The organism is Aeromonas sp. FDAARGOS 1409 (assembly GCF_019048705.1).
GTDB classification, from domain to species: Bacteria; Pseudomonadota; Gammaproteobacteria; order Enterobacterales; family Aeromonadaceae; genus Aeromonas; species Aeromonas sanarellii.
Genome location: NZ_CP077395.1, coordinates 547332 through 560000, shown reverse-complemented (window position 1 = coordinate 560000; position 12669 = coordinate 547332). Strand labels below are relative to the sequence as shown.

Genomic DNA, 12669 nt, shown 5'->3' with positions numbered 1-12669 from the left:
GCTAGGATGTTGGCTTAGAAGCAGCCATCATTTAAAGAAAGCGTAATAGCTCACTAGTCGAGTCGGCCTGCGCGGAAGATGTAACGGGGCTCAAACCAGGCACCGAAGCCGCGGATTCACGCTAAGCGTGAGTGGTAGGGGAGCGTTCTGTAAGTCTGCGAAGGTGTGTCGAGAGGCATGCTGGAGATATCAGAAGTGCGAATGCTGACGTAAGTAACGATAAAGGGGGTGAAAAGCCTCCTCGCCGGAAGACCAAGGGTTCCTGTCCAACGTTAATCGGGGCAGGGTGAGTCGACCCCTAAGGCGAGGCCGAAAGGCGTAGTCGATGGGAAGCAGGTTAATATTCCTGCACGACTTGTAATTGCGATGGGGGGACGGAGAAGGCTAGGTGGGCCAGGCGACGGTTGTCCTGGTGAAAGTGCGTAGGTGGTGTTTGTAGGCAAATCCGCAGACACAACACTGAGACACGAGACGAACGCACCACGGTGCGGAAGCCATTGATGCCCTGCTTCCAGGAAAAGCCTCTAAGCTTCAGATTACAAGTCATCGTACCCCAAACCGACACAGGTGGTCGGGTAGAGAATACCAAGGCGCTTGAGAGAACTCGGGTGAAGGAACTAGGCAAAATAGAACCGTAACTTCGGGAGAAGGTTCGCTCTTGTTGGTGAAGTCCCTTGCGGATGGAGCTGACGGGAGTCGCAGTGACCAGATGGCTGGGACTGTTTATCAAAAACACAGCACTCTGCAAACACGAAAGTGGACGTATAGGGTGTGACACCTGCCCGGTGCCGGAAGGTTAATTGATGGGGTTAGCGCAAGCGAAGCTCTTGATCGAAGCCCCGGTAAACGGCGGCCGTAACTATAACGGTCCTAAGGTAGCGAAATTCCTTGTCGGGTAAGTTCCGACCTGCACGAATGGTGTAACCATGGCCATGCTGTCTCCACCCGAGACTCAGTGAAATCGAATTCGCCGTGAAGATGCGGTGTACCCGCGGCTAGACGGAAAGACCCCGTGAACCTTTACTACAGCTTGGCACTGAACATTGAACCTACATGTGTAGGATAGGTGGGAGGCTTTGAAGGCGTGACGCCAGTTGCGCTGGAGCCGTCCTTGAAATACCACCCTTGTATGTTTGATGTTCTAACGCAGGGCCCTGAATCGGGCTCGCGGACAGTGCCTGGTGGGTAGTTTGACTGGGGCGGTCTCCTCCCAAAGAGTAACGGAGGAGCACGAAGGTTGGCTAATCCTGGTCGGACATCAGGAGGTTAGTGCAATGGCATAAGCCAGCTTAACTGCGAGACGGACAGGTCGAGCAGGTACGAAAGTAGGTCATAGTGATCCGGTGGTTCTGAATGGAAGGGCCATCGCTCAACGGATAAAAGGTACTCCGGGGATAACAGGCTGATACCGCCCAAGAGTTCATATCGACGGCGGTGTTTGGCACCTCGATGTCGGCTCATCACATCCTGGGGCTGAAGTCGGTCCCAAGGGTATGGCTGTTCGCCATTTAAAGTGGTACGCGAGCTGGGTTCAGAACGTCGTGAGACAGTTCGGTCCCTATCTGCCGTGGGCGTTGGATGATTGAAGGGAGTTGCTCCTAGTACGAGAGGACCGGAGTGAACGAACCTCTGGTGTTCGGGTTGTCACGCCAGTGGCACTGCCCGGTAGCTAAGTTCGGAATCGATAACCGCTGAAAGCATCTAAGCGGGAAGCGAGCCCTGAGATGAGTCATCCCTGACCCCTTGAGGGTCCTAAAGGGCCGTTGGAGACCACAACGTTGATAGGTGGGGTGTGTAAGCGCGGCGACGTGTTGAGCTAACCCATACTAATTACCCGTGAGGCTTAACCATACAACACCCAAGAAGTGTTTCTGGCCTTGTAGCAAGTGCATGAACTACTAACAAATTCAGTGATAGTGACAAGCCAAGCGCAACATCACTACTCACGTCAGCTTTCTGGATTGAAGAATTTGCCTGGCGGCAATAGCGCAGTGGAACCACCTGACCCCATGCCGAACTCAGAAGTGAAACGCTGTAGCGCCGATGGTAGTGTGGCATTCGCCATGCGAGAGTAGGACACTGCCAGGCACCCAACACGAGAAACCCCGCTCATTTGAGCGGGGTTTTTTATTGTTTCAGAATCAGCCAGATTGGCTGGTCTTGGCCCTTCGCACTCCCCATCACTCTTGCTGCGTACCATCTGCGATTCAATAACCTTCCTGGTTTTCTGTTCGATATTTATCCATCGGCGCCGTGTGCTGGATATAAAAAGCACAGAATGTGATACCCCTACCTTTCTTGCCGGTCCCGCTCTGCTTTAATTCGTCTGCCCACATTCGATTGGGCCAAGGAATCACAATAATTTGAGGAATGGACACATGTTCAAAAGAACAGTAACGATGATGCTGGCGGCGGGAACCCTGGTATTAGGCGGTTGCGCATCCAATGGTGGTGCAGAGCAGGCAGCGTCGGACAACAGCGACTTCGGCGGCAAGTCCATCTACCTTCGTGGTGAGATGAACGACTGGATGGCGACCGATGAGAGCAAGGTGGTCAAGGTTGCCGACAAGCTCTACATGGCCAAGGGCACACTCAAGAAAGAGTGGGCTCCTTACAAGTTCAAGTTTGCCGACTCCGGCTGGAGCTGCGGCACCAACTTTGGTTACAAGAGCCCGAGCGATGGCGTTGCCGTGCTCGGCGGGGAACCTGTACCGGTCAACCCGTGCTCCAAGTATGAGGACATGAAGTTCTCACCGGATGCGGATGGCGTCTACGAGTTTTATCTGAATATGGCTGGTGAGACACCGAGCGTATACGTCAAGAAACCCTGAGATAGCCCTTCGCGTTAAATCTCTCGGAAATTGAACCGGTTGAATGCCCTGGCCCAGAAATCTGCTGGCCGGGGCATTTTTTTAGGATAGAATCTGCGCCCTTATCACGACAGAATTACTATATATTGTGTTTGTGGTGTAAATGTTCACTATTAGTAGTGTTTTTGACATCGAGATGCTGCTGCATTCATATGAGGTTGATTGAACATGGCCAAATCCATCCCTGTGCTGGAGGGTGTCACCGCCGCCCGCCAGATCCCCCTGCAGGAGACGTCCCTCGAGATCTGGGACAGCAAGTATCGCCTCAAGAGCAAGGACGGTACGCCCATCGACGGTACCATCGACGAGACCTACCAGCGGGTCGCCCGTGCCTTGGCGGCGCAAGAGCGTGAACCTGACGCCTGGTATGAGCCCTTTCTCTGGGCCCTGCGCAACGGCGCCATCCCGGCGGGCCGCATCACCTCCAACGCCGGCGCCTTCGAGCACAAGCCGGCGACCTCCACCATCAACTGCACCGTGTCCGGCACCATTGAAGATTCGATGGACGATATCCTCGGCAAGGTGCACGAGGCGGGGCTGACCCTGAAGGCGGGTTGCGGCATCGGTTACGACTTCTCGACCCTGCGACCGCGCGGAGCCTTCGTCTCGGGAGCGGGGGCCTATACCTCGGGGCCGCTCTCGTTCATGGATATCTACGACAAGATGTGTTTCACCGTCTCCTCTGCCGGTGGTCGTCGTGGCGCCCAGATGGGCACCATGGATATCCGTCATCCCGATGTCGTCGAATTCATCCAGGCCAAGCGGGAGGATGGTCGCCTGCGCCAGTTCAACCTCTCCCTGCTCATCACCGAAGAGTTCGTGAACGCGGTGAAGGAAGATGCCCCCTGGCAACTGATCTTCCCCTACACCGCCAAGGAGGTGGAGCAGGACGGCATAGCGCTGGATGACCCCGCCAGGGTGATCTGGGCGGACTGGCCCAACAAGGAGGGGGTGGTCATCAACGAGCTGGGCCAGGTGGCTTGCAAGCTCTACAAGACCCTGCCTGCGCGCAAGCTCTGGAACGTCATCATGACCTCCACCTACGACTATGCGGAGCCCGGCTTCATCCTGATCGACAAGGTGAACCAGATGAACAACAACTGGTTCTGCGAGGAGATCCGTGCCACCAACCCCTGCGGCGAACAGCCCCTGCCGCCCTATGGCGCCTGCCTGCTCGGCTCGGTCAATCTGACTACCTTCGTGCGTGACCCCTTTACCGAACAGGCCGCCTTCGACTGGCCCGCGTTTCGCAAGGTGGTGGCCATCTTCACCCGCATGCTCGACAACGTGGTGGAGATCAACCAGCTGCCCTTGCCTCAGCAACGCGAGGAGATCCTCAGCAAGCGCCGCCATGGCATGGGCTTCCTCGGCCTGGGCTCGACCCTCACCATGCTGCGGCTCACATACGGCTCCGCGGCCTCCATCGCCTTCACCGAGCAGGTCTCCCAGGAGCTGGCCATGACCGGCTGGCAGGAGTCTCTGCGTCTGGCGAAGGAGAAGGGCCCGGCACCCATCATGGAGCAGGAGTTCGAGGTGACCGGCAAGATGCTGCGCCTGCGCCCCGAGATGGCGGCGGACGGCATCAAGCTCGGCGACAAGGTGAAGGGCAAGGTGCTGCACGCCCGCTACAGCCGCTACATGCAGCAGGTGGCCGAGGTGGATCCCGCCCTGGTGGCCGAGCTGGCCGAGGTGGGCGGGCGTTTCACCCACCACAGCAGCATAGCGCCGACCGGAACCATTTCCCTGTCGCTGGCCAACAACGCCAGCAACGGCATAGAGCCGAGCTTCGCCCACCACTACAGCCGCAACGTCATCAAGCCGGGCAAGAAGAGCAAGGAGAGCGTGGACGTCTACTCCTTCGAGCTGCTCGCCTATCGCGAGCTGGTGAACCCGGGGGCCATGCCCTATGGGGAGGATGAGGGGAGCCGGTTGCCGGATTACTTCATCACCGCCGACGACATCAGCCCGACCGGGCACGTGGACATCCAGGCCGCCGCCCAGCGCTGGATTGACTCCTCCATCTCCAAGACCGCCAACGTGCCGACCGATTTCCCGTTCGAGCGGTTCAAGGATATCTATCTCTATGCCTCGGACTCGGGCCTCAAGGGCTGCACCACCTTCCGCTTCAACCCCGAGGCCTTCCAGGGGGTGCTGGTGAAGGAGCAGGATCTGGAGAACACTCAGTACGAGTTCACCCTGGAGGATGGCTCCGTCATCACGGCGAAAGGGAACGAAGAGATCGAATACGATGGCGAGCTGCACACCGCCGCCAACCTCTATGACGCCTTGAAAGAAGGCTATTACGGCAAATTCTGAGAACAGATCATGGTCAAGAAGATCGACAGGAAAATCGTCGCCTACAAGGTGAAAACCAGGGATGAGCCGCAAGAAGCGCAGGCCCCCGAGGATGACGTGGTGCATATGCACGAGACGGTGCTGCGCCCTGAGCGGCTGATGGGCACCACCTACAAGCTGAAGACGCCGGAGCATGTCTCCGAGCACTCGCTGTTTATCACCATCAACGACATCATTCTCAACGAGGGCACGGTGCACGAGACGCGCCGCCCGTTCGAGATCTTCATCAACTCCAAGAGCCTGGAACACTACCAGTGGATAGTGGCGCTGACCCGCATCATCTCGGCTGTGTTTCGCAAAGGAGGGGATGTCACCTTCCTGGTGGAGGAGCTGAGGTCCGTGTTCGATCCCAAGGGGGGCTACTGGAACAAGGGTAAGTACGTGCCGTCGCTGATTGCCGAGATTGGCAACGTGATCGAGACCCATCTCACCGAGATCGGCATGCTCAAGGTGCCCGGGCTGGACGAGCACCAGCAGGCGTTTCTGGCCGAGAAGCAGGCGGAACTGCAGGCACAGCAACAGGCAGAAGAACAGCAGGCGGGCAGCGGTTTCCCGCCCGGTGCGGCGCTCTGCTACAAGTGCCACACCAAGGCGCTGGTGCTGAAGGATGGCTGCATGACCTGCCTCAACTGCGGCGATTCCAAGTGCGGTTGAGCCGCTGACAGCGAGAGAAGGCCGGCGCAATGCCGGCCTTTTCATTGCCGCTTTTATGTTCGAACGACGCCTATGGCGGCAGCGATTTGTTGCGTGCTGGTAAATTCGGGCGTAGCGTTGGGGGTAATAAAACTGTCACGGCCGTGTGGTTTCAATGACATCTGAGATTCACACACGTGGCACCTTCAGTGCCAAGGAGGATGCTTATGGACAACACGGACCGAAAGCTGTTTATCCTGGATACCAACGTTCTGCTTCACGAACCCCTCGCCATCTACTCCTTCAAAGAGCACGACGTGCTCATCCCCATGACGGTGCTGGAAGAGCTCGACAACATAAAGGATCGCCACAAGGACGTCAGCCGCGATGCCCGCATCGCCATCCGCGCGCTGGAGGACGTATTCCGTGACGCGACCCCCGAGCAAATAGTGCAAGGGGTGGCGCTGGCCGGTGAGGCGAGCGGCCATATCTCCATCTTCAGCGATCACCATCTGCCCCAGGATGCCGAGGTGTTCACCGACAAGGAGGCGGACAACCGCATCATCAACGCCGCCCTCTACCTGCAAAAACACGAGATGAAGCGCCAGGTGGTGCTGGTCACCAAAGACATCAACATGCGCCTCAAGGCCAAGGGGGCGGGACTTGCCCATGTGGAGGACTATCGCAGCGACCAGCTGATCGATGACATCCGTCTGCTGGCCAAGGGCTTCCAGGTGGTGCCCGGCAGCTTCTGGGAGCGGGTCGGCGAGTGCGACAGCGAGACCCATGGTCGCGATACGGTCCACGTCATCGACGCCAATCTGCTGGAGGGCGTGCACGTCAACCAGTACCTGCTGGACGAGGAGAACTTCTTTGCAGCCAGGGTGCTGAGCCACGACGGCAACAAGATCCGCCTGAAAGATCTCGGCCGCGAGCGGCTGATGTCGCGCAAGGCCTGGGGTGTGCATCCCAAGAACGTCTATCAGGGCATGGCGCTGGATGCCCTGCTGGATCCGCACATCGACCTGGTGATCCTGACCGGCCCGGCCGGCTGCGGCAAGACCCTGCTCGCCATGGCGGCCGCGTTGGAGCTGGTGATCGAGAAGGGGATCTACGAGAAGGTGATCGTCACCCGAAATACCCCGGAGATCGCCGAGAGTATCGGCTTCCTGCCCGGCACCGAGGAGGAGAAGATGATGCCCTGGCTGGCGGCGGTGACCGACACCCTGGAAGTGCTGCACAAGCAGGACGAGAACATGAGCGGGTCCCTGAGTTACATCATGGAGAAGGCCAATATCCAGTTCAAATCGGTCAACTTCATGCGCGGGCGCAGCATCCAGAACACCTTCGTGCTGCTGGACGAGTGCCAGAACCTGACCGCCTCCCAGATCAAGACCATCATCACCCGCTGCGGCGAGGGGACCAAGATCGTCTGCTCCGGCAACCTGGCCCAGATCGACTCCAACTACCTGAGCCCGGTGACCTCGGGGCTGACCTACATAGTCGAGCGTTTCAAGGACTTCGACGGCAGTGCCAACATCTTCCTGAACGGGGTGGTGCGCAGCCGGCTCGCCTCCTTCGCCGAGGAAAATCTCTGATTTAACGTAATCTCTGCATGAGAAAGGGGAAGCCGTCCGGCTTCCCCTTTTTTGATCCCCTTGGCCTCGTTATCCCTGCGCGCGACCCAGGTAGCGCAGCAGCCCCGGGTGATCGCTGTTTTGCAGTATGTCTGGAGTCCCCTGCAAGGCGATGCGCCCCTCGTCCACGAACAGCACCTGATCGGCAATTAGCTGGGCATCCTCAGGGTTGTGGGACACCATCAGCACCGTGATGCCCTGCTCGCAGGCGAGACGGGCGACTTCCGCCAGCATCTCCCGGCGCAGGGCGGGATCGAGCGCCGAGAAGGGCTCGTCCAGCAGCAGCAGGGGCTTGCCCCGCACCAGGGCGCGGGCGAGCCCGACCCGCTGTTGCTGGCCACCGGAGAGTTGCTCAGGCAGGCGGCTCAGCATCTCGCCAAGACCGACCCGTCCGGCCGCATCGATCACCTGTGCCCGCTGGGCGGCACTCAGCCGCAGGCCGGGGTGCAGGCCGATGGCGATATTGTCGAGCACCGACAGGTGCAGGAAGAGGTTGTGATCCTGGAACAGGGTGGTGACCGGGCGCTCGGCGGGGCCGAGCGGCAGCAGATCCTGACCGTCGAAGGCGAGGGTGCCGGACTCCACCGGGACGAAGCCCGCTATCATCCCGAGCAGGGTGGACTTGCCCGCGCCGCTCGGACCGATGAGGGCGGTGATCTCTCCCCTGGGCAGGGTGGCGGTAAAGCTGACCCGCCAATCCGGGTAGCTGGTGATCAGCTCGTCAATGATCAGCATGCTTTCCTCCCGTCTTTCGTTCCACCCGCCAATCCGGGTAGCTGGTGATCAGCTCGTCAATGATCAGCATGCTTTCCTCCCGTCTTTCGTTCCACCAGCCAGAACGTAAGACATGGGAACACGGGACTGGGTATCAATGATCGACATTTCTTCCTCCTAGCCCCCGCTCCACCAGCCAGAACAGGGAGAAGCAGAGGGTGAGCAGCAGCAGGGCGGTGGCGGCTGCCTCGGTCAGCCGGTAGCTGCCGAGCTGCTGGTAGAGCAGCCAGGGCAGGGTGGTGAGGGTCTGGCTGCCGAACATGGCGATGGCGCCTAGATCCCCGAGGGACAGTATCATCGAGAGGGCCATGGCGAGCGCCAGCGGACGGCGCAGCAGGGGCCACTCCACCAGACGCAGGCGATGCAGGCCGCGCACCCCCAGGCTGTCCGCCAGCCGATCGTACTGGCGCACCACCAGCTGCATGGGGGCGCTGAGGGTACGCAGCACATAGGGCAGCGCCATCAGGGCGTTGACCAGCACCACCAGCCAGGGCCCCAGGGCGAAGACATCGGCGAACGGCATAAACAGGATAAAGAGGCCCGTGGAGAGCACCACCGCCGGGATCATCAGGATCATGGAGCCGCTGGCCTCCCACAGGGCGGCGGCCCGCCGCTTGCGATCCCGCACCCTCAGGTGACGGCTGGTGAGCAGCAGGCCGGCGCCGAGCAGGGTCGCCAGGGAGCCGGCGGCGAGGGCGAGCATGAGCGACTGGCCGCCAGCCTGCCACAGCTGGTGTGACCCCAGCGCCGTCAGCAGGCCGGGATTGAACCCGGCGACGACGATGGCCAGCAGCGGCGGCAGGAAGATGGCAAGGCCGAGGCCGAGCGCGGCCAGATCCACCCAGAGGGTGCCCGCCTGGTGGCGATCCGGCCTCAGACAGGGGCGGCGACTCTCGATCCGGCTGGCCGGGGTGGTCTGCAGCTTGTGTTGCAGCAGGAGCAGGACCAGGGTCAGCAGCAGTTGCACCAGGGCGAGTCCGCCGGCGGTGGCGAGATCGAAGTCGAAGCGCAGGGCCTGGTAGACGGCCACCTCCAGGGTGGTGGACTTGGGGCCGCCACCGAGCGCCAGCACTGTGGTGAAGCTGGTGAAACAGAGCATGAAGATGAGGCTGGCCAGCCCCGGCAGTATGGCGCGGATGAGCGGCCACTCCAGCAGGCGGAAGATATGGGAGGAACGCATGCCGAGCTGGCTGGCGAGGCGCCAGGAGGACTCGGGGATGCTCTCTATGCTCTGCAGGATGAGACGTGCGGCCAGCGGCATGTTGAAGAAGACGTGGGCCAGCAGTATGCCGAACAGGCCGTACAGATAGTTGCCGGGGTCCAGGCCCAGGCCGTGCAGCAGTTGCGGCAGCCACCCCTGGCGGCCGTGTACCGCCACCATGCCGAAGATGGCGATGATGACGGGCAGCACCAGGGAGAGGCCGAACAATTTCAGCAGCAGGCGGCGGCCGCGAAAACGGCGCCGCGCCAGGGCTCGCGCCACCGGGATGGCGATAGCTAAGCTCAGCAGGGTGGAGAGCAGGGCCTGCCAGAGGCTGAAGCCCAGCACGTGGCGCAGGTAGGGATCGGCCATCAGGGTGCGGGGCGACAGGGTGCCGGCCTGCCACAACAGGGCCACGAGCGGCCCCAGGGACAACAGCAGGATCAGGCTGGTGGCCGCACTGCCGGGCAGCCACCAGAGCGGGCGAGCGTGAGGTCTCACTGGGTGACGGCTTGCAGCCATTCGCGGATCCACCCCTTGCGGTTGGCGGCCACCTCATCGGCAGTGAAGGCGAGCGGCCTGGTGACGGTGATCATCTGCTCGAAACCCTTGGGCAGCGCCACGTCTGTCACCGGATACATCCAGTTGCCGGCTGGGATCTCGTTCTGGAAGGCGGGGCTGACCATGAACTGCAGGAACTGGTCCGCCAGCTTGTCCTGCTTGGTGCCCTTGAGCTTGGCGGCTACCTCCACCTGGCGGTAGTGCCCCTCCTCGAACGCGGCAGCCCGGTACTGGGGCTTGTTCTCGGCGATCAGGTGATAGGCGGGGGAGGTGGTGTAGGAGAGCACCATGTCCGCCTCGCCATCGAGGAACATGCCGTAGGCCTCGGACCACCCCTTGGTGACGGTGACTGTCTTCTTGGCCAGCTGCGCCCAGGCGGCGGGTGCCTGGTCGCCATAGACGGACTTCATCCACAGCATCAGCCCCTGACCCGGGGTGGAGGTGCGGGGATCCTGGTAGATCACCTTGAGATCGGGGCGCTCCACCAGCTCCTTCAGGCTCTTGGGAGGCTGCTTGAGCTTGCCGCCGTCGTAGACGAAGGCGAAGTAGCCGTAGTCATAGGGGACGAAGGTGTCGTCCTGCCAGCCACCGGGCACCTTGAGAGTGGCGAGTTCGGTCTTGTGGGGGGCGAACAGGCCGCTCTGCTTGGCTTCGCTGATGAGGGCATCGTCCAGCCCCAGCACCAGGTCAGCCTTGCTGTGCTGCCCTTCCAGCCGCAGCCGGTTGAGGATGGCGACGCCGTCTTCCAGCGCCACCAGGTTGAGGGCACAGCCGCACTCCTTCTCGAACGCTGGCTTGATCTTGGGACCCGGTCCCCATTCGGCGGCGAAGGAGCCGTAGGTGTAGACGGTGAGGGTGTCGGCGGCAAACGCCTGGGCAGAGAGCAGGCCGGTGGCGAGCAACAGCAGGGTCTTCATCAATGGCACTCCTGTGGGTCCTGAGGTGCCATGGGCAGCGGGCTGCTCATCGATGGCACGTCTCGTGTGGTGAGGGCCAGCGGATGAGGGCGCAAAAACGCGCGCCATGCCTCAAATTCCTCCGCCAGCATTATCTGGATCAGGTTCACGGGTATAATCTCAGCGGTAAACCGCACCCCGTTTGAGCAACGCTCCGCATTGTATTGGCGTTCCTGGGGGGAGGCCAGCACTATGTTTCACGGGCCGCATCGTGCGCGCCACCACCGAGGAGGAAGCCCCAAGTGATTACCAGCACCAAGGAAAGACGAGCCTTCCAGCGCATGGTCATCAATGCCCCCGTCACCCTGTTCCAGCATGAACAGGTGCTGGAGGGGATCTGCCGGGATCTCAGCGCCAACGGCATGGGCGTCGAGGTGAATGAACACGGGTTCGATCCGGAGCAGCCCATCCGGGTGAGCCTGGCCACCAGAAGCAACCTGCTGCCGCCCTTCGAGGCCCAGGCCCGCATAGTGCGGGTGCTGGAGGAGGAGGATGGCCTCCTGCTGGCCCTGGAGTTCCAATCCCTGGCCTGAGGCGCCTGCCTCATCCTGCCCCCGTCATCGGCCAACCCCGTGCTGGCCGGTTTCCCCTGTTAACGTCAATGCCCGCGGGCAGATGCCTCACTGGCTGGCCAGCACCGGCTGTACGCTCAGCTGCCTGCTGTCGACCAGAACCCGGCTGGCGGGGGCGAGCTGGCCCATGGGGAGCTGGGCCGGGCCGGTCGGCTCCATCAGCAGATAGGTTTCACCCTCGTGGCTCAGGGTGGCATCCCCCGGCCCGGCCGGCAGGGCCACCCCCAGCAGGGCATGACCCGGCACGAACACCATGGCCTGCTTCAGTTCGGGGAAGAGCTGGGCAAGCAGGGCGGCCATCAGGGTCACCTTGCTGTCGCAATCCCCCCGGTTCTGCTCCAGCACCTGGCGCGGGCTTAAAAAGCCCTTGCCCGAGCGCCCCGACTGGCTGTCGAGCAGCTGATAGGGAATGGTCTGGATGAAGTCGAGGATGTACACCACCGTCTTCTGGCGCGCCTCGGTCTCCGTGGTGCCCTGCTGCTTGAGCTGATCGGCGAGCGGCGCCAGCTCGGACCGGCTCTCCAGGGCGATGCGCACATGATCCTGCTTGATGGCGGGGGTGCCGTCGGGAGTGGTGAACGGCTGGAAATAGTGTTGCTTGAGCCACTCCTGCTCCAGCCTGGCCTGCTCCGGCTTGACCCATTGGGAGGCTTCCCTCGCCTTGTCGGCGTTGCGGCTCTTGAGGCTCAGGGTCATGCCGGGGCGGACGAGGGAGAACTGCACCTCGGGAAACTCGGTGGCGGCCTGTTGCAGCAGGCGCTGCAACACCTCCTCCTGCATGCGGGCCGGGCGATAGGCGATGAGGGGTGGCAGCTTGCCCGGCTCCAGCCGGTAACCGAGCTGCTGCGCCTGGCCCTCCCTGTCCTGCCAGTCGACGCTGAGCAGGCCCCCATTGTTGCCAAAATGGGTCTGTCCTGCACTGGCCGGCAGGGCAAGCAGCAGGCTGAGCAGCAGGGGGAGGGGGCGTCTCTTCATCATGCCTTCCTGAGCGGTGAACCCCAGTGGCGGGGTGGAAAATAGAACAGGGAGCCTGGGCTCCCTGTGGATTCTACTCGTTTTATGGCACCGGGTGCGTCAGATCCCGTTCGGTTGTCTCACCTTGTCACGAAG

9 protein-coding genes, 2 rRNA genes and 1 riboswitch (1 of these 12 cut by a window edge) are annotated in these 12669 nt (G+C 61.3%); of the genes, 7 read left to right on the top strand and 4 right to left on the bottom strand.

The genetic code is table 11. From position 1 onward, the window contains the following. The 6 genes from I6L39_RS02565 to I6L39_RS02540 all read left to right on the top strand — a co-directional run. A 23S ribosomal RNA gene (locus I6L39_RS02565) occupies window positions 1–1851 on the top strand; it begins 1038 nt to the left of the window's first position. Window positions 1852–1973: 122 nt separating this feature from the next. Further along, window positions 1974–2088, top strand: a 5S ribosomal RNA gene (gene rrf, locus I6L39_RS02560). A gap of 290 nt (window positions 2089–2378) precedes the next feature. After that, window positions 2379–2831, top strand: a complete 453-nt coding sequence (locus I6L39_RS02555) for a pullulanase (RefSeq protein WP_216990941.1) — start codon at window positions 2379–2381, stop codon at window positions 2829–2831. Window positions 2832–3038: 207 nt separating this feature from the next. Then, window positions 3039–5186 (top strand): adenosylcobalamin-dependent ribonucleoside-diphosphate reductase, encoded by a 2148-nt coding sequence (locus tag I6L39_RS02550; RefSeq protein ID WP_216990940.1) that lies wholly within the window; start codon window positions 3039–3041, stop codon window positions 5184–5186. Window positions 5187–5195: 9 nt separating this feature from the next. Then, on the top strand, window positions 5196–5879 hold the full coding sequence (locus I6L39_RS02545) for an NrdJb (RefSeq protein WP_216990939.1): 684 nt from the start codon (window positions 5196–5198) through the stop codon (window positions 5877–5879). Window positions 5880–6085: 206 nt separating this feature from the next. After that, window positions 6086–7456, top strand: coding sequence for a PhoH family protein (locus tag I6L39_RS02540; RefSeq protein WP_042078269.1), 1371 nt, complete (start codon window positions 6086–6088; stop codon window positions 7454–7456). A gap of 69 nt (window positions 7457–7525) precedes the next feature. On the opposite strand, the gene thiQ is transcribed toward I6L39_RS02540, so the two are convergent. The 3 genes from thiQ to thiB form a co-directional block, all read right to left on the bottom strand. Next, window positions 7526–8230, bottom strand: a complete 705-nt coding sequence (gene thiQ, locus I6L39_RS02535; RefSeq protein WP_216990938.1) for a thiamine ABC transporter ATP-binding protein — start codon at window positions 8228–8230, stop codon at window positions 7526–7528. Window positions 8231–8363: 133 nt separating this feature from the next. Further along, window positions 8364–9992 (bottom strand): thiamine/thiamine pyrophosphate ABC transporter permease, encoded by a 1629-nt coding sequence (gene thiP / locus I6L39_RS02530; protein ID WP_216990937.1) that lies wholly within the window; start codon window positions 9990–9992, stop codon window positions 8364–8366. Continuing rightward, the gene (thiB, locus tag I6L39_RS02525; protein ID WP_216990936.1) at window positions 9968–10948 is read right to left on the bottom strand and encodes a thiamine ABC transporter substrate binding subunit; all 981 of its coding nucleotides are present in this window, start codon (window positions 10946–10948) and stop codon (window positions 9968–9970) included. The genes thiP and thiB overlap by 25 nt, the downstream gene beginning before the upstream one ends. 99 nt (window positions 10949–11047) lie before the next feature. Continuing rightward, window positions 11048–11138: riboswitch (TPP riboswitch) on the bottom strand. Between the two features lie 91 nt (window positions 11139–11229). On the opposite strand from thiB, the gene I6L39_RS02520 reads away from it, so the two are divergent. Continuing rightward, on the top strand, window positions 11230–11520 hold the full coding sequence (locus I6L39_RS02520) for a PilZ domain-containing protein (RefSeq protein ID WP_216990935.1): 291 nt from the start codon (window positions 11230–11232) through the stop codon (window positions 11518–11520). An 87-nt stretch (window positions 11521–11607) separates the two neighbouring features. Here the strand turns inward: I6L39_RS02520 and I6L39_RS02515 are convergent, their stop codons facing one another. After that, window positions 11608–12537: a transglutaminase-like domain-containing protein gene (locus I6L39_RS02515; protein ID WP_216990934.1), complete on the bottom strand. Its 930-nt coding sequence runs from the start codon at window positions 12535–12537 to the stop codon at window positions 11608–11610. Between the last annotated feature and the right edge of the window lie 132 nt (window positions 12538–12669).